The sequence below is a fragment of the Phytohabitans houttuyneae genome (assembly GCF_011764425.1).
Taxonomy (GTDB): Bacteria; Actinomycetota; Actinomycetes; order Mycobacteriales; family Micromonosporaceae; genus Phytohabitans; species Phytohabitans houttuyneae.
Genome location: NZ_BLPF01000001.1, coordinates 3,879,291 through 3,903,671, shown reverse-complemented (window position 1 = coordinate 3,903,671; position 24,381 = coordinate 3,879,291). Strand labels below are relative to the sequence as shown.

Here is a 24,381-nt window from a genome sequence, read left to right as displayed (position 1 = left end):
ATGCCGACACAGACCCACCGCCTGTTCCGTGCCGAAGTCGCCAAACTCAAGGCGGGGGCCGCCGACGACCAGACCATCTACGACACCCTCGCCGCGTTCATGGACCGCCACGGCGTCCCGGCGATGCTGGCGCAGGAGTACAGGGACGAGCCGGCGATCGTCCGGCTGTTCGCCGAGCGGGGCGTGCACCTGCTTACCGACGACGACAAGGCCGCCCTGGACGCGGGGACGAAGACGGTCAGCGACGTGATCCGGGAGCGTCGCCCGTGATCACTAGGGATCTTCTTCTCGACGCGGCCATGGTGAGCATCCGGGCACAGTTCGGTTCCACGACGCTGATCCAGCGCCGGGTCCGGGTCGGATTCGTTACTGCTAGCCAACTCCTGCTCGCCCTGGAGGACGTCGGTGTCCTCGGGCCGGTCGGCGCAAAGGGCAAGCGGCCGGCGCTGCGACTGACCTGTCACCGAGAACTGGTGGCGGCCGACATCGACCGGGCCATCGCCGACGGCCGCATCGTGCTGACCGTCGACCAACACGAAGGCCGGAACGCCGCGCTCGGGGGCAGCCATGCATGATCCGTCCGTCCTGCTGTTTGCCGTGCCCGTGCTCAAGCTGGACATCTGGCACGACGAGCCGGGCGGCCACGACGCCACCGTGGTGTGCGGCCACCCGCCGCAGCGCATCCTTCGCCGTCTGGCCTGGGCGCTGCGCCACGTCCGGCACCTGCACTTCCGGTGGTGGCGGTACCTCAACGTCAAGCGGTGGATCGTGGACCGCTGCGAAGGCTGCGGCCAGCGGTTCCGCTGGAAGGAGGCACGGCACAGCTACCAGTCGTCCGAGCGTGCGGTGTGGCATGACCCGTGCATGTCGCTGCGGCACGTCCGCGGCCAGCTCGACGACCTCACCGGCTACGTGCTCGCCACGGCCGACTCGAACGCGAGGTGGCGCGCGACCTACCGGCTTGAACAGCTGGAGAACGCCGCGAAGGGTGAGGTGGCCTCGTGAGCCACGGTGACTGGATGCAAACCTACACAGGTCGGGCGTTCTACCCGCTCGACCCGCATGTTGAGGACATCGACCCGGTGGACATCGCGCATGCGCTGTCGCTGCTGTGCCGGTATGGCGGCCACGTCAAGCTGGCCTACTCGGTGGCCGAGCACTGCGTGCTGTTGAGCCACGCAGTGGCGCCGGGGAACGCGCTGTGGGCGCTCCTACACGACGCCACAGAGGCGTACTTGGGTGACATGATCCGGCCGCTGAAGTCCGCGATGCCTGAGTACCGGCAGGTGGAGGACAGGCTTGCAGCGGTAATAGTCGACCGGTTCGGCCTTTTCCGTGTCTGCCCGGACGAGGTGAAACTCGCCGATACGCGGATTCTCCTCGACGAGCGTGCCGCCCTGATGGCGCCACCTCCGCAGCCGTGGGCCGTCGAGCACCTGCAACCGCTGGGCGTGGAGATCCGCTGCTGGACGCCGGACGAGGCGGAGAATCGCTACCTCGACCGGCTCCACGAACTGCTCCCAGCGGCGGTTCTTGCGCCGGCGGTGACCTGACCGATGTCCATGCTGCCGCTGCCCGCCGTCGCGCCGGCGCCGCGCCGCACGAGCCGCTGCCGCGCCCTCCGCGAATCCGGGCGCCTCTGCGGCCTGGTGCTGGTCCGGGAGCCGTGGGTGTCGCTCGAGGTCGGGCCGGAGTGCGCCGAGCGTGTCGGCCTGCGCCCGGCCAGCCCGGCGCGGCTGCCCGCCGCCCGGTCGGCGGCAGACGACCTAACCCTCTTCGACCTGGAGGCGCCCGCCGTGGACCTCGACGCCGCACCCGTCGCCCTCGACCTGCTGCGCCGGCAGGTCGCCGCGCTGCTATCGCAGATCGACACGGCGACCCTGCCCCGCCCCGACCACGTGCGCGGCCGCCACACGCATCCCGGCCCGGAGTGGACACCGGCGAGAGGCTGGCGCGTCTTCGCGATCGACACCCCGGACAGCGCCGGCGCCGTGTACGTCGACCACGACTGCGACAGCCCGAGCCTCGCTTACCGGTTCGACGGGGCAGGGAACTGGGAGGCGCTGCGGATCGAGGACGCCCGCCGGATCGGCTTGGCGTTCCTCGCCGCGGCCGAGTACGCCGAGCAGCGGTTCGTGGGCGTGTCCCGCCTCGACGACCGCCGTCCGGAGGCGGCCCGGTGATGGACGCCGCGGCCGCCGATCAGCTGCGTGCGCTGGGCTTCGTCCCGCCTCCTGCCGGCGTCCCGGAGGCGGCGCGCCGGGAGCTGATCCGGTAGACGGTGGTGGCGCGGATCCGTGGCCGCCGGCGGGCGGCGCGTCGGGTGGCGGCCCGCTGCTGGTGGGCGCCGGCACGCGCCTCCCACTGACCAAACAGCCTGTGGATAACCCTGTGGAAAGAGGTCCGATGCAAGACCGGGAAGGCACCTCTCCGGACACCCCGACAGACCAGCACGTGCACGGAGGCGCACCGATGATCGAGCTACCCGAAGGGCAACAATCCAACCTCGGGCCGTTCTTCAACGAGAGCGCCGACGACCTGAACGTCTCGATCCGCAAGCTCGTCGCCGGCCTCGACACGCTCGGCATCCGGCCGTACGCCGACAACGCGCCTTCGTGGTCGTGGGTGATGTTCTGCCTCGACCGCATCGAGACGTTGCGGCGCGAGGTTGCTCGGGTACGTGCTGACGCAGCCTCCGCGCCGGCCTCCGTGGATGCGTCGTTCGTCGCCCGCAAGCGGGAGTTCTCGGCGCGCACGTTCGGACCACAGGCCCTCGCCGGCGTCATCGACCACATCCGCAAGGAGCTTGTGGAGGTCGAGGCTGATCCGACCGATCTCGGTGAGTGGGTGGACGTCATCATGTTGGGCTTGGATGGCGCCTGGCGTGCCGGCCACGAGCCGCAGGAGATCCTCGACGCGATTGTCGCCAAGCAGGCACGCTGCGAAGCGCGTACCTGGCCGGACTGGCGTACCACCGATCCCGGCCAGGCGATCGAGCACGACCGCGGCGTCGCGCCCGCTGAGAGCGTCGTAGGGGCTCCAACAGCTATCTCCGCGCTTCGCGCAGGGGCAAGGAAGATGTGCCCCTCGCGGTGGTGCCGGCCTACCGCCTCGCGGCCACCCAAGCGGTGCTGGCCGAACGCGAACGGGAGCTGTTGGAGCTCAAGGGCGCGTGTTCCACCGAGGCTTGCCGGCTGCACTACGCGCACGCCGGACCATGCGCACCTCGGGTCGAGAGCGCGACCACTGCCGTAGGCGCAGTCGGAGGCGGTCCACCAAATGCTGATCTTGGATCTGTCGAGAAAGGCAACGCCGAATGACCGAGGGCCTGAACGTGTCCGATGGCATGGCGCTCGTCTGCGCGACCTGCCGATGGCGACCTATCGGCGAGCTGACGATGGGCGTGGTCGAGGCCCACTTCGAGACTGAACCGGACCACGACGCGAGCAACCTCAAGCTGGAGCTGGTGGTGCTGTGTCCGCGCTGCGACCAGGAGATGGTGTTCGAGCGCAGCGTGGGCGACCGGGACATCTTCAACTGCGCACCGTGCCACCGGACCAGAAGCATCAGGCGAGAGGCGAACTGACCATGCCCGATATGACGTCAGAGGACCTGGCCCGGGTACGTGCCGCCGTCCAACTTCGCGACCGCTGCGTGAAGGCCGCCGTCGACCGGATGGCGTACCTCGGCGAGCTCCCGAATGCGGCCGCAGCGCGGGTCACGTACGACGCGGTGGCCGAACTGATCCGCCAAGACGAGCGGCAGCGGCTGGAACGGGCCGGCCGGCTGCTACCGGAAGGAGCCAAGCGCGGCCTTCCGCCCCACCCACACGGACATCCACCGATGGGTGGCACAGACGACGCAGCGTGGGCTGCCGCCGCGAAGGAGTGTGTGCACTGCTCCGCGAACTTCGCGATGATCAAACTGTTGCGCGCTAACGGCATCAACCCGGATGAGGTGCTGTACAGCCCACCACCGGAGGATCACGGCGACTACGTGATCGCCTACCACCTCCCGTCGGCCGGCGGCGGCTGGCCGCCGGTCCCGAAGCGCTACCCGGTGACGGTGAGGCCATGAGCCGCGTGGTCGCCGAACAATTCCAGCGCTACGTCGACCGGATGCCTGGAGCGCGCGCCGCCTACGTACACGATGCGACGTACGCGGCGCAGATGAAGTTCATCCGACGGATGTTGTACACGGTCGATCTGGCGCTGGAGACCGAGGGAGTCGCCGAGGATGTGCGCCAGCGTGTCACCCGGATGGTGCTGTTCGGCTCACCCGACCCGGACGCCGCAGACGACCGTGCGCGCGAGCACGAGAGGCTGATGACCGCGGTGATGGCCGATGTCCGCAAGGGGCCAGCAAGCGAGGAGGGAGCAGAACGATGAGCTTCGCTGCGAATCGCATCTACTGGGTGCCCGACCTCGCCGATCCAACGAACCCGACGGAGGCCGACCTCGGCGCCGCCGTCGACCTCGGCGCCTACCTCGCCGGGCCACTCGAACCGGCCCTGGACGGGGAGGCTGCCGACGCGATGGTCGGGAACCTGCTCGCGGACCTCCCGGCCGGCGCGCCTGCACCGCGAGTCGCGTCGGACGCGTCGACCGCCTCGCTCGCCGAGCTGTTTGAGTCCCGGCTCGGCGCCCGGCTCGGCAGCCTCCTCGGCCGGATCGACGCCGCCGTCGACGGCCTGTGCCCGTGCGGCGCCGAGCCGCGCGAGGGATCGGCGTACTGCTCGTCCGACTGCGAACCCACCCATATCAGCCGTGACACCGACACCAATGGCCCTGGCCAGGTCAGTGGACAGCATGGGGTCGCGACGGCGATGAGGTGGCGTCCAGACCTCGTGTTGGATGCACCGGACGAGGACCTCACGCCGATCGGCGTCGGCGAACGCCTGAACGTTGGTGACGGTCTCTTCCGCTCCGCGTTCCGCCGTGCCGACGGCACCGTCCACCTGCGCCTGGACGACGGTCACCGGTTCGTGGGCTGCGATATCCCCGCAGGCGCCGAGGTGCCAGCGGCGTACGGCGAGGCGTGGGAGCGGCTGGAGCGGGAGCTGACCAACCACCGGCACCTCGTCCCGAGCGACCGCCGACGTTCGACGAGCACGTCTTCGCCACGGTCACCGTGCCGAGCGGCGGCCGGGTGAGCGGCGTCCGCGCCGCTGTCGGCCCACACCCGGTGGTCGTGGAGGTCCGCCGCGCGGACGGTACGACTGTCGAGCCTGGCGAGGATGGTTACCTGCTGGAGGCCGGCGAGACGTACACCGTGGTGTGGGCGATGGACATCGCCGAGCCGCAACACACGGGCAGGTCGATCTTCGACGAGGCCCACCACCTCCCCACCGTTCGGCGCTGCGACGAGGCCAGCCACCGCCTACATGCTGTGGTCCGCGAGCTTGGCCACGAGTGCACGAACGTCCTCCGCCCGCCGGCCGAACGCGCCCCGACGACCGGCCCGCCGGTACGGCAGCGGGCGCCGCGCCGCATCGACCCGAGGAGGAGCCGGTGACCGTCGACTGGACGAACTCGTTCGCGGTATTCGAGCAGGCCGCCCACGACGCCGCCTTCGCCGACATCATCCGCCAGGAGGCGAAACGCACCATCCTCTGCCCACCGGACCAGGCGACCCGCGTCCGCTGGCTCATCGACCAGGCTGGAATCGCCGACATCCTCACTGTCGTCGAGTCGCAATGGGTCCCTGCCGGAACGCTGCTCGTGGTCGACCAGCAGGCGATCGAGGCCGAGTTCCAGGAGGACCTGCGAAGACCGTTCCGGCTCTGAGCAAACGGCGGCCCGGACACCGCCCCCACAGCGCGCCCGGGCCAACCACCCCATGAGACCGGAGTCCCCACCCCGGCGATCACGAAAGCGTAGTTCCTCACCTGCGCAAATGGAGATCGCCATGCCACGCAACACCCAAGGTCACCCGATCGAGCCGGCCGTGTCCTTCGAACGGCTCATCGCCGCTGGCCCTTTGTGCCCTGTGGACTGTGACTGCCACACCGGTGGTCTCGACACACCCTGCTCCGTTCCCGGCGGCTGCGGCTCCCACGGCTGCGGCACCGCCAACACGGGCAACACCGCGGCGGCCCCGCACGCCCGAACCGCGTCGGCCAACGCGAGCGACGTCGACCAGTTCGGCGACGTGGCCAGGTTCTGCGCCTCACCCGAGCGCGAGGACGGCCGGCCCACCTGCCGCAGCTACGACTACGTCGGCAAACACCCAGGGATCGTCTCCGACGACACCCGCTGGAGCCCCGACCTGTTCTGCCCGCCGTGCACCGCCGGCTACGAACGCGACGTCCGCATGCTGCCCTTCGACTGGCTCGACCTCGAGCAGATGCAGCTCCCCATGCTGTCGCAGGCCCTGGACACCCAGCGGTCCGTCCGGCCCGGCCCGCCCATGCCCCTTGCGGGCAACCCCGAAGCGCTGCAGGCCGAAATCCGGCACGTCCTGCTCACCTGGGAGACGCAGATGCGGATCCTGCAGCGGGCGCAGCGCCGCACCACCCTGATCGTCGGCGCCTGGCACACCACCAAGTCGAACCCTCCACCGCCAGCCCGCACCCTGCCCGGCCGCGACGTCCAGCGCGCAGCCGGGTTCCTCGCCGCCCGCATCCCCGACCTCTCGCGCCTCCCCGCGACCCCGGTCCGGCCGGCCGGCATCACCGACCCAGTCGCGGAGCTCACCGGCGTCGACGCGGTCGTCGCGCTCGCCGACCTGCACCGCCGCTCCCGATCCCTGCTCGGGCGTACCCACCGCACCACCACCGTCCCCGGCTCCTGCTCGACCTGCGGCTGGGCGCTGTGGCGCGACGAACCCCGCTACGAGGGCGACCCCTGCGACATCTACTGCTCCAACCCGGCGGGCTGCGAATCCCGCTGGACGTACGACGAGTACGAGCGGTACGTCGGCCTGGAGCTCGCATACCCGCGGCGACGCGCGGCAGCAGAAGTGGGAGAAGACGCGTGAGCCGGGCACCGAACGAGCAGCCGCGCCGCGCCGCTTGGCCGTTTCCCGGCGACAACCCGCTCGTCCGCGCCCGCAAGATCGCCCACATGTACCGTGCCCGGCTCCGCGCCCTGGATGTGCCCGCCTGCGACGAGGCCGACGCCACCGCCCGCATGTTCGGCGAGGACTGGGCCGTCCCGCAGCTCGTCACCGTCGAGGACGACGACGTGCTCCGGCCCTCCGAGGCCGCAGACTTCCTCTGCACCTCGACAGCCAACGTTCGCCGGCTCCGCCTCGCCGGCCGGCTGAAAGGCATCGAGACAAACGAGGGGTGGCGGTACCGAGTCGCCGACCTCCGCGAACTCCAGAATGGGCGCCCGCGTGGCGGAAGTTGACCCTGCTTGCGCGTAACAGATACGCTCCGCACGACCTAGGTGACGTATGCCCTAGGACAGGAAGGCCCGCCACCGTGCGGGCCTTTGTGCATCGCGGAGTGGCGCAGCGGTCAGCGCGCACCCGCCGCGAGAGCCCTCAACGGAGCCGCCGTCAGAGGGCCCTCGCGAAGAGCTCAACTCGTCGGCTGCTTCCGCTCGACCGTGTAAACGGCCGACTTTCGTAGACGCAGCACCAGGCCGAGGCCGTCGTGGAAGTCGACGAAGTCGTCCGTGGTCACGACCTTCGTCGCTTTGACCGTGCGCCTGTCGTGGTCGTAGTTCTTGTTGATCTCGTACTCCTGCACACTCATGCCGAAAATCCTAGGCCGCACCCCTGACAATTCGGGCGGAGGTTGCGACGTGGCCACCGACCCCACAGCCTGCCCGACATGCGGGTCACCCCATGACCTGGCGAAGTGCTCCGGCCACGCGAAGAGCACCGGTCGTCAGTGCGTCGCCTGGCCGATCAAGGGCGGCACGGTGTGCATCAAACACGGAGGCAAGGCGCCCCAGGTCCGGGCCGCGGCGAACGAGCGCCTCGGCGAGCGGCGCGCGCAGGCCGCGGTAGCCACGTTCGGGCTACCGCGGCAGATCGATCCGCGGGACGCGCTCCTTGAAGAGGTGTACCGGACCGCCGGCGCCGTGGATTGGCTGGGCGAGAAGGTCCGCGAGCTCGACCCGGCGGACGCGGTGTGGGGCCGCACGGAGGAGGTCGACAAGACCTCGGGCGAGTTCCCCGGCACGGACACCAAGTTCGCGGCCGCGCCGAACATCTGGGTCGAGTTGTGGCAAAAGGAACGCAAGCACCTGCTCGACGTGTGCAAGGCTGCGATCGCCGCCGGTATCGAGGAGCGGAAGGTGCGGCTTGCTGAGCAGCAGGGCGCGCTCCTGGCCGGGGTGATCAAGGGCATCCTCGGTGACCTGGACCTGTCGCCGGAGCAGCAGCAGAAGGTCGCGACGGTGGTGCCGTTGCATCTGCGTGCGGTGGCTCAAGCCGCCTGACCCCCGGCTGTTCGGTTGACCGGCGGTGGTACTCGCTGCCGGGCCTGGTAGTCGCCCATTCGGGCAGGTGATGGTGTGACGGTCGCGCCGGTGTCGCCGTGGGAAGCCGCCGCCCGCATGTTCGAGCCGCCCCCGCCGCCGGAGCCCCGCGAGTCGCCGTGGCAGTCGCCGGGCGAGTTGGCGAAGGCCCTCGATCCGAAGACGGTGCAGACCCCGGCGCTCGACCTCATCGACGCCGCGCTGGTCGACGTCGCCGAGGGCCGCGAAGACCGGCTGATGATTTCCCTCGCCCCGCAGGAAGGGAAGTCTCAGCGCACGTCGCGGCGGTTCCCGCTGTGGATGCTGACCCGCAACCCGAACCTGCGGGTCGCGATCGTGTCGTACGCCCACGGCGTCGCCCGCCGGTGGGGCCGGGCGATCCGCGACGACATCGGCATGCACAGCAGCACCCTCGACCTGAAGGTGAACCCGAACTCGGCGGCCGCCCACGAGTGGGAGCTCGACGGGCACGAGGGCGGCGTCTACTGCGTCGGCATCACCGGCTCGCTCACCTCACGACCAGTCGACCTGCTGATCATCGACGACCCGTACAAAAACGGCGAACAGGCCGACTCCGAAGCGTGGCAGGAGATCGTCCAGGACTTCTGGACCGAGGTCGCCATCCCACGCCTCGGCCCCGGCGTCGCCGTCGTGATCATCCAGACGCGGTGGCGGCACGACGACCTGTCCGGCTGGCTGCAGAAGCGCGACGACGGCGTCAACTGGCGGATCATCAACATCCCCGCCCAGGCCGACCACAACCCAGCCAAGGGCGAAACCGACCCGCTCGGCCGCGAACCCGGCGAGTACATGCAGTCGACCCGGGGCCGCACCGACGAGCAGTGGGAGCAGCGGAAGCGGGAGATGGGCTCCCGCGCCTGGAACGCACTCTGCCAGGGCAGGCCGTCGCCGGCGCAGGGCAACATCTTCCACCGCGACTGGTGGGTCCACTACGACCAGCCGCAGTGGACAGAACGGGCCGACGGCACCCGCTGGGCGGTCGGCTTCGACGAGGTCATCGCCTCGTGGGACATGTCGTTCAAGGACACCGAGGGCACCGACTACGTGTGCGGCCAGATCTGGGGCCGCCGCGGCGCCGACGCTTTCCTGCTCGACCAGGTGCACGATCGGCTGTCTTTTGTCGGCACCTGCAACAAGGTGCGGGCGCTCGCCGCCCGGTGGCCGCAGGCGGCGCTGAAGCTGGTCGAGGACAAGGCCAACGGGCCGGCCGTCATCAACGCGCTCTCCCGCAAGGTGCCGGGGTTGGTTCCGGTGGAACCGGACGGGTCAAAGGCGGCCCGGGCCGCCGCGGTGTCACCGTTCGTCGAGTCCGGCAACGTTAAACTCCCCGCCGTCGAGCTGTGCCCGTGGGTAGACGAGCTGATCGAAGAAGCGCAGGCCTTCCCGCGTGCGGCGAACGACGACCGGGTCGACGCGATGTCGCAGGCGCTGAACCGGCTGCTACTCAACCCGATCCTCTTCGACGACGAGATCGTCGAGGACCCCGACGACGAAGACCCCGAAGGCAGCATCTCGCAGTACTGAGCCCGCGAGGGGTTCCTCGTGGGTCGCTCCCGCCGTCACCGCCAGCACCGGCCGGTCGCGGTCGCGGTGGCCGAGTCGGCGGACCTGCGGCACCGGGTCGCCATCGCGGAGAACAACGCCGAACTCGCCGAACGCCGCCTCGCCCGCGTCAGCCTGGAGGAGTCGGTCGCCGACCTCGAACGCGCCGTCCTAAACGACCCTGGCTGGCGCCGCTTCACCACCCTGACCGAGCAGGAGTTCACCGACGAGGGCCGCCGCCAGCTCCGCGCGGTGTGCCGCCTCATGTCGATCGCGAACCCGCTCATCCGCCGCGGCCTCAACCTGCGCAGCGCGTACGTGTGGGCGTCCGGTGTGGAGATCACCGCCCGCGCCGACGGGCAAGACGAAGACGAGCAGGACGTCCAGGCCGTCGTCGCCGCGTTCCTCGACGACGAAGCCAACCAGCGCGCCGTCACAGGCCCCGCCGCACGGGACCGCCTCGAGCACTGCCTCGGTACCGACGGTGAACTGTGGATCGCCTGTTTCACCCGGCCCGTGTCCGGGCACGTGCAGACCCGGGTGTTCTTGGCCGACGAGATCAGCGAGGTCATCCACAACCCGGAGGACCGGTCCGAACCCTGGTACTACCGGCGGGTCTGGACCGAGAAGGTGTACAACGCCGACGGGTCGGTCACCTACGCCCAGCGGGAGCGCCTGTACCCGGACATCGACTACCGGCCAATCGGCCGGCAGAAGCTGCGGCAGCTCGGCGGCATCGATATCGCCTGGGACACGCCGACGATGCACGTCAACGTCAACCGGCCCGAGGGCTGGCTGCGCGGCATCCCCGACGCCTATGCCGCGGTGAACTGGGCGCGCGCGTACAAGGAGTTCCTGGAGCAGTGGGCCACCCTGATGAAGGCGTTGGCCCGGTTCGCTTGGCGGCTGACGGCGAAAGGCTCCCAGCGGGCGCAGGCCCGCGCCCGCATCGCCCAAGCCCCCGGCCGTGACCCGGCCACCGGCGACGCCCAGGACGTCGGCGGCACGGCCATCACGCCGATGGACGCGGTCCTTGAGGCCATCCCGAAGTCCGGGGCGACGATCGACGCCGAGTCGGGCCGACCGTTGGCGATGATGGTCGCGTCCGCGCTCGACATGCCGGTCACCATGCTGCTGTCCGACCCCGGCCAGACCGGCGCCCGCGCCGTCGCCGAAACGCTGGACCAGCCGACCGAGCTGGCGATGGGGCAGCGGCGGGACCTGTGGGGCGCCGTCTACCAGCGGCTCATCCGCTACGCCATCACCGAGGCCGTCCGCGCGCCGAAGGGCGCGCTCAAGGGCCAGGTGAAACGTGACCAGGTGACCGGCCGCGAAGTCCTGACCCTGGCTGGGGAGACCGACGACACGATCGACCTGGCGTGGCCGGACTTGGACGAAACCGAGACCGGCGCCGTCATCACCGCGATCAAGGCCGCCGCCGACACCGGCACCGTCCCGCCCGAGGTCATCCTCCGGCTGCTGTTGACCGCGCTCGGGGTGCGGGACGTCGACGGGATCATGCGGAAGATGGTCGGCGAGGACGGCGAGTTCCGCTGGCCCACCCCGCCCGGTGCGGGCACCGGCGCCGACGCGGCCGCCCTGGCCCGCGGTGGTGGAGATCCCGCACAGGCCGGCCCTGGACGGATGGCCCCCGCAGACGAGCAGCCCGCCGTGGACGATCCGGCCGGGCAGCGGCAGGCGGACATGGACTGGGGGCTGTTCGGCGGCCGCCGCGACAACGCCGGCGACGGCGACCGCGGCGAGGTTGGCGCCGAGCCGGTCGATGAGGAAGACGACGAGGACGTCGACCTGGGTCGTTTCCAGCTGCAGGCGGGGTGACCGTGGCCCGCCGCAAGTTCAACCCGACCTTGCACCCGCGGGACAAGAACGGCCGCTTCACCCGGTCCGGCACCCGCGACCTGAAGAAGGGCGATCGTACGGCGGCGGCCGCGGTGATGGCCGGGTTCAAGCCGAAGCGCGGTGTCGCTGGCGCGAAGGCGGCCGGCTACCTGTCCGGGATCAGCGGCTCGAGCGGGCCGGGGCAGACCAGCGCGGTGCAGCGGTACCTGAACGAAGGCGGCTTCGTCGACGTCCACCAGGCGTTGCGGGCGGGCAAGGGCGCCGACAACCCGGACGTCGCCGAGCTCGACGCCGCGATGATCGAACTGCCGGACGACCTGCTCGTCTCCCGCCGGGTGCCGCTCGCGATGTTCGGTGACGCCACCCCGGACCAGCTGGTCGGGATGAAAGTCCGCGACGCCGCCTACTCGCCGGTGAGCCTGTCGACGGTGCCGGGCAAGGCCGACGACGTCCGCCTGCGGATCGCCGTCCCGAAGGGCACCCCCGCGATCGTCGCCCCGGACAGCGGTGAGCTGGTCCTTGACCGCGACCTGGAGATGGCCGTCACCAGCGTCGAGAAGAACACCGTCGGCGGCTGGGACATGCACCTCGTCGTCCTTCCCAAGGACGGCGCCCGAGACGGCAGCGGCGGCCGGTCCCCTGCCGGCGGGGAGCGTTCGGACCAGACGCCGGAGGCAGAGCCGCCGGCTGCCGATGCTATGCCTGAGGCCAGCCCGGCCCCATCCGGCGATGACACCGATGCGGCGCTCCGCGCGGAGCTGATGCGGCTACGGGTGCCGGAGTTGCAGCGCCGCGCCCGGGAGCGCGGCCTGAAGCCTGGCCGGGCCCGCAAGTCACAGCTCGTCGACATGATCGTCGCGGATGAGCGCGGTGACGACAGCGGCGACACCACCCCAGCCCCGGAGGCGCCCGCGCCGGCGGCTCCCAGCCGGACGACCGGACCCCTGGTAGGAGACGCCGCCCGCGACGCCGCACCGGTCTCTATCGCCCGCGGCCGCGCACGCGGTGGCCTGACCCGCGCCGAGCGGCAAGCGCTCGTCGACTACCGCGGCTCTCTGTACCTGTCGGCCAACGGGGTGCTGCGGCAAGGCGCCGGCCAGGTCCCGGACAGCCCCGAGTATCGGACGCTGGCCCGCCGGATCGAAGGCACCGACGCCGCGATCGCCAAGTCGCCGCTGACCGCAGACGTAGAAGTCGCGCGGGGTGTCAAGACCGGCCGGGCTGTGTTCGGCGACGCCTGGGACGGCGACCTGACCGGCGCCGAATGGGTGGAACACGCGTACGTGTCCACGAGCACCAGCGAGAAGACGGCCGGCCAGTTCGCTGACTTCGGCGCCCGCGGCGGCGCGAAGATGCGTATCCGGGTGCCAGCCGGGACCCCTGGTGTGGAGTTGTCCGGCGGCGGCATCGGCGCCAGCAGCGAGTCTGAGATCCTGCTCAGGCGCGGCCTGACAATGCGGGTGGTGTCCGACAGCGGGCCGGGCGAGAACCGTGAGCTGGTTGTGGAGGTGGTCCCCGATGGCGGAGCCGACACCGTCGGACGACGGCGAGGAGCCGCAGGTGTCGGCGGAAGCCGAGGACCAGGCGGCGCTGGACAGGATGACGATGGACTACCCGGTGGAGCTAACCCTGCCGCCGCAGGGGGCGACGGCGACGCAGACACCGCCGGAGTAACTGCGGACGAGCCGACGACCGCCGCAACCGCGCCGGCCGGTGGAGCGGTCACCGGCGCAAGATCCGCCACACCACCAACGCCAAACACGTGGGGGCAGGCGACCGGCGGCAACGACCCGATCCACTTCCACGACGACGGAGAGATTGGCACCGCCATCAAGGCCATGGGCGACGACGCGCTCATGGACATCGACGGCGAACCCCTTGCCGACATCCTCGGCCGCCTTGCCACCGACGCGGTGCTGGGCCGCGGCACCTCGCAGCAGACCCTCGACGGCATCAAGGCGGTCCGTGACCGGCTGCCCGACGGCAGCCAGGCCCGCCGCCAACTTGACCTCGCCATCGACCGGCTCGACGCCCCCGACAGCCCGGCCCCGGAACTGCCGGACGGCACCCCGGACGCGCTCCGGCAGCTTGCCGCCGACCTGCACGCTGTGCCGCTCGTTCGCCGTGAGCCGGGCCCGGAGGAGGACGCGCTCGCCGACCTCGCGACGCAGGTCGCCGCGGGCCGGCTGAGCGGCCGCCGCCTCGCCGACGCGATCCGCCGTCTCCGGAACCGCCGCCACGAGTCCGTTGAGGGCAAGTTCGAGATCGACCGCGCCGTCGACCGAGCGGTCGCCGCGCTCACCGCCCGATGAAGTGCGGCCGGAGGTGCAAGTGACCGTCATCGCCGGGCTCGTCGACAACGGCACCGTCCTGCTCGGCGGCGACTCCGCCGGCGTCGGCGGGTACCAGATGACCGTCCGCCGCGACGCGAAGACGTTCGTCAACGGCCCGTATGTGTTCGGTTTCTGCGGCAGCTTCCGCATGGGGCAGCTCCTGCGGCACGCGTTCACCCCACCGGTCCCGCCCTCCGATGTGGACCTCGAACGGTTCATGTGCACGACGTGGATCGACGCCGTCCGGCAGGCGTTGAAGGACGGCGGCTACGCCCGCATCGACGACGGCCAAGAGTCCGGCGGCACGTTCCTCGTCGGCGTCCGCGGCCGGCTGTTCGAGGTGCACGGCGACTACCAGGTCGGCGAAGCGCTCGACGGCTACTCCGCGGTCGGCTGCGGCGACGATGTCGCGCTCGGCGTCCTGTACGCGACTGCGGGCTCCGACATGGTGGGCGAGGACCGGATCGTGTTGGCGCTGCGGGCGGCCGAGCGGCACAGTGCGGGCGTCCGTGGTCCGTTCACGCTGACGAGGGAGGTGGCCGGGTGACGATGACCCTGCCCGTCTTCACGGTCCACACTGCGGGCGCGCCGGTCGGGATGGTGCAGGCGTGCGTGTCGTGCGGGTGGCCGCTGATGGACAACACCGCCTGGGTCGAGGGTCGGGTCGCCGTGATGGAAGGCGCCGAGCGGTACGGGCCGTCGTGGTGGCCGGTCGGCGCGCGGATCGGCACCGGCATCACCAAGCCCGGGGCCGGCGGGCTCACCTATGTGGTCGATCCGACGGACCGGCCGCTCGACGCCGACGAACGGCTGTGCGTCGTTACCTAGGACGCCGCCACGGGCCGGCGCATGTCGTAGGACGTTACCGACTCGAACCGGGCCTCCGGGCCCACCAAACTCACGACTAGGTCGAGCATCCAAGGCGAGTTCCTCTGGGACAACACGCCCTTGACGTTGACCAGCCATCCGCGGTCACCAGCGAGGTTAAACGCCCAAACGTCCCCCGGATCGAGCGGCCCGAGTTCAACGGCGTTCCGTCCCTCGCGGTCGCTGATCACGACAATCGTTGCGCCACGGCCGACCTGCCCGACCGGCCCGGTCGCCACCCGAATCAAGATTAGGTAGCCATACTCCCAACGCTGCATGCCGCCCATCGTGCTCGACGGACACAACGGCAGTCGCGCCCTGCGCGCCCGGAGGTGGCGCGTGGCGATCACCGCCGAGACGCTGCGCCGGCTCCGCGACCTCGCCTCAACCGTCGGCGGCGAGGTTGACGACACCGTCCGGTCGCTGACCGCCGCGTGGGTGCGGGCGTGGGACGAACTCGACCCGGCGTGGCGACGCGCCCTCAACGACATCCTCTCCAGCGCGGCGGCCACGGGCGCCTGGCCAGCGCCATGGCAGCTGTACCGCGTCGCGTCCGTGTCGGCCGCCGCACAGCAGACCGAGATGGCGTTGACTGCGCTGGCCGCCGAGGCCGGCATCACCACCTCCGCCGGGGCGTCCACCGCAGTCGCCGCGACCGCAGCAGCAGAGCCGCTGATCATCGCGTCGCAGCTACCCGCCGAGATGGCCGCCGACGCGGCCGCCGTCTACGCCGCCGCGGTCCTGCCGACCGCGCTCGACGTGATCGTGCAGCGCACCACCGAGCGGATCACCGCGCAGACCCGGCCGCTCGGCCGTACCGCTGACGAAGCCGTCCGCCGCGCCCTGATCCGGGGCATCGCCGTCGGCGACAACCCCAACGTCGCCGCGCGGGACATGCTCGCCCGCGTGCAGGACGCCTTCGAGGGCGGCTTGGGCCGCGCGATCGTTGTCGCGCGCACCGAGATGGTGGATGCCTACCGCCAAGCGTCCCGGTACGCGCACGAGGCCAACAGCGACGTGCTGGCCGGGTGGACGTGGCTGTGCCGCCTCGACACCACCTCATGCGTCGCCTGCTGGGCCATGCACGGCACCGTCTTCCCGCTCTCCGAACCTGGCCCGCTCGACCACCCGCAAGGCCGGTGCGCGCGGGCACCGAAGGTCAAACCATGGCGCGAGCTCGGGTTCGCGGTCGACGAGCCGGCCGACGTCCTCCCCGACGGGCGGGCAACCTTCGACGCCCTCGACGAAGCCGACCAGCTGGCGGTCCTCGGCCGGGCACGCCTCGACCTGCTCCGGTCCGGTCGGATCCGTTGGGACCAGCTCGCGATCCGTAAGGACAACCCCGGCTGGCGGCCCAGCTACGTGCCGACACCGCTGCACGCGTTGCAGCGCGCCGCCGGACGACGGGCGTGACGCGGATCCCTTGCGCCGTAGGTCGTCTGGCTTCGTCCACAGTCAGCGGACTGAGAGAATAGTTAGGCCCGGCGGGTGCTGGTAACACCCCCCGGGCTGTGGCCGACCTGAGCGAACAGGATCGACATGCCTGATGGTACAGACGCGCCCCGGAAGCCGAAGTGCTCCGTCGGTAGTTGCGGTATGTCCGCCAAGGCCCGGGGCTGGTGCGGCACCCACTACAACCGGTGGCATCAGTATGGAGACCCCGAAGCGCCGGTGCGTCAGCGGCCAGTGCGTCTGTGCGAGGTCGCCGAATGCCGCAACAAGTACTACGCCAAAGGCTTCTGCCGGCGTCACCACACGCGGTTCTACTACGAGACGAACCGTGAACGCGTCAAGGCCAGCCAGGCCGTCTACCGCGCGGCCAACCGCGAGACGGCTCGTGAGCGGAGCCGGGAGTGGCGGCGGGCGAACCCGGAGCGTGCAACCGCCTCGGTGCGCGCGTGGTACGCGACCAACCGCGAACGGGTCCGTGAGTACCGGCGCCGGTACCGCGCCTCGAACCGCGACGTCGTTCGGGCGGCCAACAGCCGCCGCAAGGCGCTCCACAAGAACGCGCCTGTCAACGACCTGACGGCGCGGCAGTGGCGTGAGATCAAGGCTGTCTACCGGTTCCGCTGCGCCTACTGCCGCCGCAGGCTGCCGTTGACGATCGATCACGTAGTTCCGCTGTCAAAGGGCGGCCCCCACACGGCGTCCAACGTCGTACCCGCCTGCCAGCGATGCAACAGCCGCAAGGGCGACAGAGCGGCACCGATCTTCCAGCCGTTGCTCTTCTAACCCAAACCCGCCGTACACCCAAGGCCCCCGGGATCACCGGGGCCTTGGTCGTGCACGCATTCGACGGGAGGTCCCATGTCCAACCGGCGAAGGCTGCGGCCCGGGCCGTACAGGCTGCGCGAATCCGCCACCGCCGTCGCGCCCGGAGCGACCGTGACGATCGGCGAGGCGCCCGGTGCCCCGGTGGCGTCCACCGGCGGTGAGCGCGCTGAGCTTCGGGAAACGGTCACCGCCGCGCTCACGGAAGCACCGACCAGCGCGGGCGGACCGACGGTCGTGGACCTGATCCTGATCGAGGCCGGCTGGAACCAGGCCGGGACCCGCTACTACCCGGCCGACGTGCTCGCCCGCGACATCCCGACCGTCTTCCCGGCCGGCACCCACCAGCACTGGGACCACCCCAGCCTGTCCGAGGCGGTCGAACGACCCGAGCGGTCGCTGTCCACCCTCACCGCCGTCCTGACCGAAACCCCGTACCTCGCGATGGTCGAGGGCAAGCAGGTCATGCGCGCGAAGGCCCGGGTCTTCTCCCCGTACGCCCCCCTGCTCGCAGAGATGTGGCCGCACATCGGGGTCTCGATCAACGCGGACGGGGCCGGCGAGTACGGGGAGCGGGAGGGTCGCCGCGGCCTGATCGTGGAGTCGATCGACTTCGGCAAGTCGGTTGACTTCGTGACGAAGCCTGGTGCGGGCGGCCGGATCCTGTCGCTGCTGGAATCGGCGCGCCAGACCGGGCTGCGGGAAGCCCGCTCCTTCGGCGCGTGGCTGGAGTCCCGGCTACACCTCGCCCTGACCCAGTTCGCGGACGACGCGTACGGCGACGGCCGGCTCACCCGGGATGAGCGGATCGCCCTGTCGAACGCGATAGGCAAGGGCCTGGAGGCGTGGACCGCGGTCGTTCTCGAAAGGGCACCGCAGCTGTTCAAACGGGACCTCTACGACGAGCCACCGCAGCCCGTGACCGCGATCGTCGAGGCCGCCACCGAGGACGTCCGCCGCGCCCTGTCCACAGTGCTGTGGGCCACCTACGGCGGCGACGACCGGCACGTGTGGGTCCGCGACTACGACGCCGAACGGTCCGTCGTCTGGTACGAGGTCACCGGCGACGACGCCTGCACCACCTGGCAGGAGGGCTACCAGGTCGTCGGCGGTGTCGCCTCCCTGACCGGCGGCCGCGTCGAGGTCGTGCCGCGCATGGTCTACACCCCCGTCCGGCCAGCCGATCCGGCCGACGCAGGCGGCGCGGAGACCCAGGTCGTTGAGGCCGACCGTTCTCCCACCGCATCACAAGCTCCGGCCGTCGAGCCGGGATCCGGGCCGGGCAGCCCGCCCGACACCAAACAAACACCTGAGGAGGAGGGCGTCATGCCCGAGCTGACCCCTGAGCAGCTTCGTGAGGCTGCCGAGGCGCGCACGAAGGCCGAGACGGAGCGCGACCTGGCGCTGCGGGAGGCCGCCGAGGCCAAGGCGCAGCGCGCGGAGAGCGACCGCGCGCTGGCCCGTTACCGGGCGCTGGACACCGCCCGGCCGATCGCGACGACGCTGCTGGCCGAGTCCGACCTGCCGCCGGCCGCGCAGCAGCGCGTCCTGGCCGGTGTGACCGGGGAGCGGGTGCCGCTGACCGAGGCGCTCGCCCTGGACGAGGCGGCGTTCCGGACCCGGATTGGGGCGGAGATCGCCGCGGAGGGCGCCTACCTGGCGCAGCTGCGCGAGTCGGCCGGCGAGGGCCAGGTCCGCGGCGCCGGCTCCACCGCGGTCACCGGTACCGCCGCGGCGACGCCGTCGGTGGACGAGCGGACCCGTACCCGCGCGGCGCTCGTCGAGTCTTACCGCGCCCGCGGCCTGTCCGAGGACGCCGCCAACAAGGCCGCCAACGGCCGTCCGTTCTGAGGAAGGAGCTGACCCATGGCGCTCAACATCGTGCACGAGATCGGCGACCAGCTCGACATCGTCGTCTCCCACCCCGCCGCCCCGAGTCGGGCCAGCCGGTCCGCTGGGGCGAGCTCGTCGGCGTCGCCCTCGCCGATGAGGACACCGCTACCGGTAAGACGCCGGTGAAGTTCAACGGCACCGCCGAACTGTCGGTCAAGGGCGTCAACGGCGGCGGCAACAGTGCCGTCGCCGACGGCGACCAGCTGTTCTACGTCGACGCCGACACCCCGCCCATCTCGAAGAAGAACACCGGCCGGCTGGTCGGCCAGGCCATGGCAACTGTCGGTTCCGGGGCCACCGCCACCATCCTCGTCCGGCTGAACGGCTGAGGAGGCCGAGTAGATGACCACCACGACCACGTTCAGCACCACGGTGGAGCGGCTCGACGCCGGCGCCGTGGACATCCGCGAGGCGTTCGGCGGCCTCTCCCAGGTCGGGCAGCGCGCCCCGCGTCACGACCCTGCCTGGGAGGGCAAGCTGCTCGAGGCCGAGCGGTTCATGCAGGACCTGCGTACCGGGCGCCGCGACCTGTGGCAGTTCCGGGAGGCGATGAGCACCAGCGACTTCCCGCTGCTGTTCGCCGACTCCCTCGACCGCCAGCTCTATGGCGCCTACGAGGCCACGGTCCCGACGTGGCAGAACTACGCCCGCTCGGAGGTCGTCAACGACTTCCGCGAGGTCAAGCGGTTCGCGACGAGCGGCATCCGCGGCATTCTCACCAAGGTCGGCGAACTCGCTGACCACCCGCGCCGGTCGCAGACGGAGACCGAGTACAAGTACGGCGTCGACAAGTACGAGGCCGGCTTCGCTCTCTCGTTCGAGGCGATGATCAACGACGACCTGGGCGCGTTCATGCGCATGCCGCAGGACCTCGCTGACTCGGCGCGGGACTCCGAGGAGCACTTCGTCACGACCCTGTTCGCTGACGCCAGCGGGCCCGACGCCGCGTTCTACACCGTCGGCAACGACAACCTCCTGACCGGCAACCCGGCCCTGGACCGGGAGGCGCTGCAGGCCGCTATCACGAAGCTGATGAAGCGGACGGACGAGAAGGGCAACCCGATCGTCGTCAAGGCGGTCGAGCTGGTCGTCGGCCCGGGCCTTGCCATGGAGGCGCAGGAGATCATCAACGCGACCGAGTACCGGGCGGTCGCCGCGAACGGCGACGTGACGGTCATCAAGGGCAACGGTATCGGCGCGAACCTGCGGGTCTCCGTCAACTACTGGATCCCGACCGTCGCGAGCACGGCGAACGCCGACACGAGCTGGTGGGTGTTCGCGAACCCGAACGGCCCGCGGCCGGCGCTGGCCTTCGGCCGGCTGCGCGGCTACGAGCAGCCGGCCCTGTACGAGAAGATCCCGGACATGCGCCGCATCGGCGGCGGCGAGGTTCCGTGGAGCTTCGACCACGGCGCCAGCGAGAAGAAGGTCCAGCACGTCTTCGGCGGCGCGCAGGTCGACCCGAAGATGACCGTGGCCTCCAACGGCTCCGAGTCCTGATGGTCGACGTGAGCGGGCTGCCGAAGGCGCGGGTGCCGGACCAGAAGTTCTACGCCGCGATGTGCGGCCTGCTCGCGGAGACCAACGAACTGCTGCGCGACATCCGTGACCGGCTGCCCGAGCGGACCACCGACGGGCAGCCGGCCGCGGAGCCGGCGAGTGAGGAAGGCGGCGCGGTGGAGCTGCGGGAGCCTGCCGCGCCGCCGCCGGTCCTCGCCGCACCACCCGCTGCGTCGCCTGACACGGGCGCCGAGCCGGACGAGGAGCAGACCGCCGAGCAGGTGGCGCTCACCGAGCCGGCCCAGCCCGTGAAGAAGACCGCCCGGAAGGCGACCAAGAAGGCCGCGGCCGGTCGCCGCACCAGCACCACGAAGGAGACACCCTGATGCCAGGTGCACCCCGTGCCGCCTACTACGGCACCAAGCCCGTCCTCGGCGACGCGACCCAGGCCGTTGCGGTCGCGGACGCTCCGGCCATGACGTCGGCCGCCCCGATCAGCGGCGGCGAGTCGCCGACGGAAGCCGAATTCAACGCGCTCCGCGCCGATGTCGTCGCCCTCAGGACAACGGTGAACGCGCTGCTCGCGTCGCTGCGCACCTCCACCCTGCTCGACACCTGAGGCCAGGGCTGACCGGTGTCGGTGATCTCCGACGAGAACGCGCTCACCGGCACCCCAAAAGCCACGTGGGACGTCACCGGCGCCGGCGACACCAGCATCCAGGGCTTCCCCCGACGCATGTCCGTGAACCAAGGCGACACGCTCCAGTTCTCGGTCCACTCGCCGGACAGCGCCTGGGCAGGAACTGTGTACCGGCTCGGCTGGTACAGCGGGGACGGCGGCCGCGACATCGACGACGTCTCCGGCCCGCAAACCGCGCAGCCGGCCGGCACCACCAACGCGACCACGGGCATGGTCGACTGCGGGAACTGGCTGACCAACGGCAGCTGGGCGGTGCCGGCCGACGCCTGCCCAGGCGTGTACGTGATCAAGATCTGGCGGACCGACAACACCGCCCTCGCCTCCCACATCGGCCCGTTCGTCGTCCGCGACCCCAGCCGCAAAGCACCGCTCGCGGTGAAGACGTCGGACTCGACGTGGCAGGCGTACAACCACGCCGGCGCCGACCCGGACGACATCCTCAACGGCAAGTCGATCTACGGCACCGGGACCAGCAGCGCCTTCACCTTCAGCCAGGCCACCCGCTCGCGGGCGGTGTCGTACCACCGGCCGCTGGTCACCCGGCAGCACCTGCCGCAGACGTCGTTCTGGAACGCCGAATACCCGTTGGTGCGGTGGCTGGAGCGGTGCGGTTACGACCTGGACTACGTGTCGTGCGTCGACGTGGACACCAACCCCGACCTGCTCCTCGACCGCGAGGCCGTGGTGTCGTCCGGGCACGACGAGTACTGGTCACCCGGCATGCGGGACGCGCACATCGAGGCCCGCGACGCTGGCGTCAACCAGCTGTACCTGTCCGGGAACGAAGCGTTCTGGCGGATCAACTACAACGCCGACCGCCGCCAGTACGCCTGCTGGAAAGACACCCACGACGGCGCCCTCAACCCGACCGGGGTGTACTCGGGCACCTGGCAGGACACCCGCGGCTTCAACCCCGACCGGCGGCCGGCCGCCCTCCTGAACGGGCAACGGTTCCGCCTCAACGGCCTGTCCGCCTACGAGCTCGTCGCGACCGCCGACCACGCGGGTAGCCCGTTCTGGCGCGACACCGCCGTGGCGGCGCTGTCCGGCGCCAGCACCTGGACGTCGCCGGACCACATCATCGGCTTCGAAGGCGACGAACCCGCCGACATGGACCCCGGCGAAACACCGTCCGGGCTGCTGCGCCTGTCCGAGGTCACCTACACGGTGGCGAACCTGATCGCGGACGACGACGGCAACATCTACACCGGCTCCGGTGACTACACCCACGCCCTCACCCTCTACCGGGCGCAGTCCGGGGCGATGGTGTTCGGGGCCGGCACCGTCCAGTACGCGTGGGGCCTGGACGACATCCACGACCGCCACCCCGGCGGCACCCTCGCCACCACCGTGCTGCAGCAGGCGCTCACCAACCTGCTCGCCGACATGGGCGTCCCGCCCGAAACCCTCCCGGCCGGGCTCGTCGAGCCGGTCCCGGTTGATTCCACCGCCTACGGCTTCACGGAGGACCCAATGGCCAACGCCGCCTTCAACAAGTTCAAGGAAGGGCTGCTGGGCGGCCTCTACGACCTGAACACCGCCACCATCAAGGCCGCCTTGGTCCGCGGCTACACCTTCGACCCGACCGACGAGTTCGTCGCCGACGTGGTCGCGACCGGCACCATCAACGGCACCAGCGCCGCGCTCGCGAACCCCACCCTCACCGACGGCGTGTTCGACGCCGACGACACGTCGATCGCCACCACCGCGAACGCCACCAACCACGGCCTGCTGGTGTTCCAGTCCAGCGCGGTGACCGGCGGCGCCGACGTCGCACAGTCGGCGCAGCGGCTGATCGCCTACTACGACACCGGCACCGGCCTGCCCATCCAGCCCGGCACAGGCACAGTCGCGGTGGGCTGGTCCGGCGGCACCAACCGCATCCTGAAGGTCGGCTAACCGGCCCCAGCCGAGGGGGATCGCGATGGCCACCAGCATCTTCAGCCCCGCCACCACCCCGGCGATCACGAACGGCGACGACGCCACCGACTACACGTTGGGCACCAAGTTCCTTCGCTCCGTCGACGGGTCCATCGTGCGGGGCCGCTGGTACTTCCCGGACCCGCTGCCCGCCGGCACGGTCGAATGGGTGCTGTACAGCGACGCCGGCACCGAACTGGCCCGGCAGGCGTTCGTCGACCCCGCCGCCGGGCAGTGGAACGAAACCCCCGACCTTGCGGTGCCGGTCGCCTACACCGCGAACACTGTGCTGCGCGCGGCGATCTACACGCCCGGCGACTACGTCGCGACGCCGAACTTCTTCGCCACCGCCGACCACATCAACGACGACATCACGGCACCCGGCAACGACGGCGGCGCCGAGCAAAACAACGGCTGGCTGGGCAGCACCGACGAATTCCCGAACATCATCTCCGGCAACGCGGCGTCGTTCTTCGCCGACATCGTGTTCGCCGACCCCAACAACATCGCCCCCGACGGCCTGGCCATTCCGATCACGCTCGGCGAACCCACCCTCAGCCAGGACAGCGAAGACACCATCACCCCGGCGAGCCTTGAGATCCCCGTCGAGCTCGGCGCGCCGGCCCTAACGTGGTCGGGCAGCGTCTTCCCGACGAGCGTCACCGTCCCGGTCGAACCGGGACCGCCCGCGCTCGAGGAACTGCCTCAGGTGACCCCCGACGGCCTGGCCGTACCGGTCACGCTCGGCGATCCGGCCCTCGGCTGGTCGGCCACCATCGCACCCGATGGCATCGCCGTGCCGGTGACGCTGGGCGATCCAACCGTCGGCGGGCAGCAGGTCGCCCCGGACGGGCTGGCCGTCGCCCTCCAGCTGGGGGACCCGACGCTGACATGGTCCGCGACTGTGGGCCCGGACGGGATCGCTGTGCCGGTCACACCGGGCGCGCCCGCCCTCGCGGACCCGTCGTCGCAGCCGATCCCTGCCCGCTCCGCGGTCCGGTTCGGACCGCGCGGCACACGCCTGATCATCCGGTAGGGA

At 70.9% G+C, this 24,381-nt stretch carries 31 protein-coding genes; 29 read left to right on the top strand and 2 right to left on the bottom strand.

Going from position 1 to position 24,381, the window contains the following annotated elements; translation table 11 throughout:
• The 14 genes from Phou_RS17855 (at nt 1) to Phou_RS17790 (ending at nt 7,352) form a co-directional block, all read left to right on the top strand.
• Complete coding sequence (locus Phou_RS17855; protein WP_173057040.1) at nt 1–270, top strand: hypothetical protein; 270 nt, start codon at nt 1–3, stop codon at nt 268–270.
• The gene (locus tag Phou_RS17850) at nt 267–575 is read left to right on the top strand and encodes a DNA translocase FtsK (RefSeq protein ID WP_173057039.1); all 309 of its coding nucleotides are present in this window, start codon (nt 267–269) and stop codon (nt 573–575) included. The genes Phou_RS17855 and Phou_RS17850 overlap by 4 nt, the downstream gene beginning before the upstream one ends.
• Nucleotides 568–1,005 (top strand): hypothetical protein, encoded by a 438-nt coding sequence (locus Phou_RS17845; protein ID WP_173057038.1) that lies wholly within the window; start codon nt 568–570, stop codon nt 1,003–1,005. Before Phou_RS17850 ends, Phou_RS17845 begins: the two co-directional genes overlap by 8 nt.
• Nucleotides 1,002–1,553, top strand: coding sequence for an HD domain-containing protein (locus Phou_RS17840; RefSeq protein ID WP_218579045.1), 552 nt, complete (start codon nt 1,002–1,004; stop codon nt 1,551–1,553). The genes Phou_RS17845 and Phou_RS17840 overlap by 4 nt, the downstream gene beginning before the upstream one ends.
• 3 nt (nt 1,554–1,556) lie before the next feature.
• Nucleotides 1,557–2,183, top strand: coding sequence for a hypothetical protein (locus tag Phou_RS17835; RefSeq protein WP_173057037.1), 627 nt, complete (start codon nt 1,557–1,559; stop codon nt 2,181–2,183).
• Nucleotides 2,184–2,472: 289 nt separating this feature from the next.
• Complete coding sequence (locus tag Phou_RS17830; RefSeq protein ID WP_218579044.1) at nt 2,473–3,255, top strand: dATP/dGTP pyrophosphohydrolase domain-containing protein; 783 nt, start codon at nt 2,473–2,475, stop codon at nt 3,253–3,255.
• Between the two features lie 61 nt (nt 3,256–3,316).
• Nucleotides 3,317–3,586, top strand: a complete 270-nt coding sequence (locus tag Phou_RS17825) for a hypothetical protein (RefSeq protein WP_173057036.1) — start codon at nt 3,317–3,319, stop codon at nt 3,584–3,586.
• An 11-nt stretch (nt 3,587–3,597) separates the two neighbouring features.
• Nucleotides 3,598–4,077 carry a hypothetical protein gene (locus Phou_RS17820; RefSeq protein ID WP_173057035.1) on the top strand — a complete coding sequence of 160 codons (480 nt, stop codon included), beginning with the start codon at nt 3,598–3,600 and terminating at the stop codon, nt 4,075–4,077.
• On the top strand, nt 4,074–4,388 hold the full coding sequence (locus Phou_RS17815; protein ID WP_173057034.1) for a hypothetical protein: 315 nt from the start codon (nt 4,074–4,076) through the stop codon (nt 4,386–4,388). Before Phou_RS17820 ends, Phou_RS17815 begins: the two co-directional genes overlap by 4 nt.
• Nucleotides 4,385–5,152, top strand: coding sequence for a hypothetical protein (locus tag Phou_RS17810; protein ID WP_173057033.1), 768 nt, complete (start codon nt 4,385–4,387; stop codon nt 5,150–5,152). The genes Phou_RS17815 and Phou_RS17810 overlap by 4 nt, the downstream gene beginning before the upstream one ends.
• A complete protein-coding gene (locus Phou_RS17805; protein ID WP_173057032.1) occupies nt 5,149–5,514 on the top strand; it encodes a hypothetical protein in 366 nt (121 codons plus the stop codon). The genes Phou_RS17810 and Phou_RS17805 overlap by 4 nt, the downstream gene beginning before the upstream one ends.
• On the top strand, nt 5,511–5,786 hold the full coding sequence (locus Phou_RS17800; RefSeq protein WP_173057031.1) for a hypothetical protein: 276 nt from the start codon (nt 5,511–5,513) through the stop codon (nt 5,784–5,786). The genes Phou_RS17805 and Phou_RS17800 overlap by 4 nt, the downstream gene beginning before the upstream one ends.
• Nucleotides 5,787–5,907: 121 nt before the next feature.
• Nucleotides 5,908–6,978, top strand: a complete 1,071-nt coding sequence (locus Phou_RS17795; RefSeq protein WP_173057030.1) for a hypothetical protein — start codon at nt 5,908–5,910, stop codon at nt 6,976–6,978.
• A complete protein-coding gene (locus tag Phou_RS17790; protein WP_173057029.1) occupies nt 6,975–7,352 on the top strand; it encodes a helix-turn-helix domain-containing protein in 378 nt (125 codons plus the stop codon). The genes Phou_RS17795 and Phou_RS17790 overlap by 4 nt, the downstream gene beginning before the upstream one ends.
• A 173-nt stretch (nt 7,353–7,525) precedes the next feature.
• Here Phou_RS17790 and Phou_RS17785 read toward each other — a convergent pair whose 3' ends face one another.
• The gene (locus Phou_RS17785; protein ID WP_173057028.1) at nt 7,526–7,702 is read right to left on the bottom strand and encodes a hypothetical protein; all 177 of its coding nucleotides are present in this window, start codon (nt 7,700–7,702) and stop codon (nt 7,526–7,528) included.
• 49 nt (nt 7,703–7,751) lie between these two features.
• On the opposite strand from Phou_RS17785, the gene Phou_RS17780 reads away from it, so the two are divergent.
• From Phou_RS17780 to Phou_RS17755, 6 genes are all read left to right on the top strand, one after another.
• The gene (locus Phou_RS17780) at nt 7,752–8,393 is read left to right on the top strand and encodes a hypothetical protein (protein WP_218579043.1); all 642 of its coding nucleotides are present in this window, start codon (nt 7,752–7,754) and stop codon (nt 8,391–8,393) included.
• Between the two features lie 75 nt (nt 8,394–8,468).
• Complete coding sequence (gene terL / locus Phou_RS17775) at nt 8,469–9,977, top strand: phage terminase large subunit (protein ID WP_218579042.1); 1,509 nt, start codon at nt 8,469–8,471, stop codon at nt 9,975–9,977.
• A gap of 18 nt (nt 9,978–9,995) precedes the next feature.
• The gene (locus Phou_RS17770; RefSeq protein ID WP_173057027.1) at nt 9,996–11,834 is read left to right on the top strand and encodes a hypothetical protein; all 1,839 of its coding nucleotides are present in this window, start codon (nt 9,996–9,998) and stop codon (nt 11,832–11,834) included.
• On the top strand, nt 11,831–14,167 hold the full coding sequence (locus Phou_RS17765) for an ADP-ribosyltransferase (RefSeq protein WP_173057026.1): 2,337 nt from the start codon (nt 11,831–11,833) through the stop codon (nt 14,165–14,167). Before Phou_RS17770 ends, Phou_RS17765 begins: the two co-directional genes overlap by 4 nt.
• 19 nt (nt 14,168–14,186) lie before the next feature.
• The gene (locus tag Phou_RS17760) at nt 14,187–14,735 is read left to right on the top strand and encodes a hypothetical protein (RefSeq protein WP_173057025.1); all 549 of its coding nucleotides are present in this window, start codon (nt 14,187–14,189) and stop codon (nt 14,733–14,735) included.
• Nucleotides 14,732–15,016 (top strand): hypothetical protein, encoded by a 285-nt coding sequence (locus Phou_RS17755; RefSeq protein WP_173057024.1) that lies wholly within the window; start codon nt 14,732–14,734, stop codon nt 15,014–15,016. Before Phou_RS17760 ends, Phou_RS17755 begins: the two co-directional genes overlap by 4 nt.
• Here Phou_RS17755 and Phou_RS17750 read toward each other — a convergent pair.
• On the bottom strand, nt 15,013–15,333 hold the full coding sequence (locus Phou_RS17750) for a hypothetical protein (protein ID WP_173057023.1): 321 nt from the start codon (nt 15,331–15,333) through the stop codon (nt 15,013–15,015). The two genes, Phou_RS17755 and Phou_RS17750, sit on opposite strands and share 4 nt — an antisense overlap.
• Here Phou_RS17750 and Phou_RS17745 point away from each other — a divergent pair.
• The 9 genes from Phou_RS17745 to Phou_RS17705 all read left to right on the top strand — a co-directional run bounded on the left by Phou_RS17745 (nt 15,332) and on the right by Phou_RS17705 (nt 24,378).
• On the top strand, nt 15,332–16,468 hold the full coding sequence (locus Phou_RS17745; RefSeq protein WP_173057022.1) for a phage minor head protein: 1,137 nt from the start codon (nt 15,332–15,334) through the stop codon (nt 16,466–16,468). The two genes, Phou_RS17750 and Phou_RS17745, sit on opposite strands and share 2 nt — an antisense overlap.
• Nucleotides 16,469–16,651: 183 nt before the next feature.
• The gene (locus tag Phou_RS55520; RefSeq protein ID WP_173057021.1) at nt 16,652–17,290 is read left to right on the top strand and encodes an HNH endonuclease; all 639 of its coding nucleotides are present in this window, start codon (nt 16,652–16,654) and stop codon (nt 17,288–17,290) included.
• 75 nt (nt 17,291–17,365) lie between these two features.
• Nucleotides 17,366–19,180: a hypothetical protein gene (locus tag Phou_RS17735; RefSeq protein WP_173057020.1), complete on the top strand. Its 1,815-nt coding sequence runs from the start codon at nt 17,366–17,368 to the stop codon at nt 19,178–19,180.
• Nucleotides 19,177–19,551, top strand: coding sequence for a capsid cement protein (locus tag Phou_RS17730; protein WP_173058478.1), 375 nt, complete (start codon nt 19,177–19,179; stop codon nt 19,549–19,551). Before Phou_RS17735 ends, Phou_RS17730 begins: the two co-directional genes overlap by 4 nt.
• A 13-nt stretch (nt 19,552–19,564) precedes the next feature.
• Nucleotides 19,565–20,722 (top strand): phage major capsid protein, encoded by a 1,158-nt coding sequence (locus Phou_RS17725; RefSeq protein ID WP_173057019.1) that lies wholly within the window; start codon nt 19,565–19,567, stop codon nt 20,720–20,722.
• The gene (locus Phou_RS17720; RefSeq protein ID WP_173057018.1) at nt 20,722–21,108 is read left to right on the top strand and encodes a hypothetical protein; all 387 of its coding nucleotides are present in this window, start codon (nt 20,722–20,724) and stop codon (nt 21,106–21,108) included. The genes Phou_RS17725 and Phou_RS17720 overlap by 1 nt, the downstream gene beginning before the upstream one ends.
• On the top strand, nt 21,108–21,341 hold the full coding sequence (locus Phou_RS17715; protein WP_173052357.1) for a hypothetical protein: 234 nt from the start codon (nt 21,108–21,110) through the stop codon (nt 21,339–21,341). The genes Phou_RS17720 and Phou_RS17715 overlap by 1 nt, the downstream gene beginning before the upstream one ends.
• A 15-nt stretch (nt 21,342–21,356) precedes the next feature.
• The gene (locus Phou_RS17710; protein WP_173057017.1) at nt 21,357–23,321 is read left to right on the top strand and encodes a N,N-dimethylformamidase beta subunit family domain-containing protein; all 1,965 of its coding nucleotides are present in this window, start codon (nt 21,357–21,359) and stop codon (nt 23,319–23,321) included.
• 25 nt (nt 23,322–23,346) lie between these two features.
• Nucleotides 23,347–24,378 carry a DUF4082 domain-containing protein gene (locus tag Phou_RS17705; protein ID WP_173057016.1) on the top strand — a complete coding sequence of 344 codons (1,032 nt, stop codon included), beginning with the start codon at nt 23,347–23,349 and terminating at the stop codon, nt 24,376–24,378.
• The last annotated feature ends 3 nt before the right edge of the window (nt 24,379–24,381 follow it).

Bases quoted from the DNA above. Each gene is read 5' to 3' on its own strand.
- Phou_RS17835 (WP_173057037.1), top strand. From the start codon at position 1,557: ATGTCCATGCTGCCGCTGCCCGCCGTCGCGCCGGCGCCGCGCCGCACG.
- Phou_RS17785 (WP_173057028.1), bottom strand. From the start codon at position 7,702: ATGAGTGTGCAGGAGTACGAGATCAACAAGAACTACGACCACGACAGG.
- Phou_RS17795 (WP_173057030.1), top strand. From the start codon at position 5,908: ATGCCACGCAACACCCAAGGTCACCCGATCGAGCCGGCCGTGTCCTTC.
- Phou_RS17750 (WP_173057023.1), bottom strand. From the start codon at position 15,333: ATGCAGCGTTGGGAGTATGGCTACCTAATCTTGATTCGGGTGGCGACC.
- Phou_RS17830 (WP_218579044.1), top strand. From the start codon at position 2,473: ATGATCGAGCTACCCGAAGGGCAACAATCCAACCTCGGGCCGTTCTTC.
- Phou_RS17810 (WP_173057033.1), top strand. From the start codon at position 4,385: ATGAGCTTCGCTGCGAATCGCATCTACTGGGTGCCCGACCTCGCCGAT.
- Phou_RS17720 (WP_173057018.1), top strand. From the start codon at position 20,722: ATGGTCGACGTGAGCGGGCTGCCGAAGGCGCGGGTGCCGGACCAGAAG.
- Phou_RS17845 (WP_173057038.1), top strand. From the start codon at position 568: ATGCATGATCCGTCCGTCCTGCTGTTTGCCGTGCCCGTGCTCAAGCTG.
- Phou_RS17735 (WP_173057020.1), top strand. From the start codon at position 17,366: ATGTCCAACCGGCGAAGGCTGCGGCCCGGGCCGTACAGGCTGCGCGAA.
- Phou_RS17715 (WP_173052357.1), top strand. From the start codon at position 21,108: ATGCCAGGTGCACCCCGTGCCGCCTACTACGGCACCAAGCCCGTCCTC.
- Phou_RS17705 (WP_173057016.1), top strand. From the start codon at position 23,347: ATGGCCACCAGCATCTTCAGCCCCGCCACCACCCCGGCGATCACGAAC.
- Phou_RS17725 (WP_173057019.1), top strand. From the start codon at position 19,565: ATGACCACCACGACCACGTTCAGCACCACGGTGGAGCGGCTCGACGCC.
- Phou_RS17745 (WP_173057022.1), top strand. From the start codon at position 15,332: ATGCCGCCCATCGTGCTCGACGGACACAACGGCAGTCGCGCCCTGCGC.
- Phou_RS17820 (WP_173057035.1), top strand. From the start codon at position 3,598: ATGACGTCAGAGGACCTGGCCCGGGTACGTGCCGCCGTCCAACTTCGC.
- Phou_RS17825 (WP_173057036.1), top strand. From the start codon at position 3,317: ATGACCGAGGGCCTGAACGTGTCCGATGGCATGGCGCTCGTCTGCGCG.
- Phou_RS17815 (WP_173057034.1), top strand. From the start codon at position 4,074: ATGAGCCGCGTGGTCGCCGAACAATTCCAGCGCTACGTCGACCGGATG.
- Phou_RS17855 (WP_173057040.1), top strand. From the start codon at position 1: ATGCCGACACAGACCCACCGCCTGTTCCGTGCCGAAGTCGCCAAACTC.
- Phou_RS55520 (WP_173057021.1), top strand. From the start codon at position 16,652: ATGTCCGCCAAGGCCCGGGGCTGGTGCGGCACCCACTACAACCGGTGG.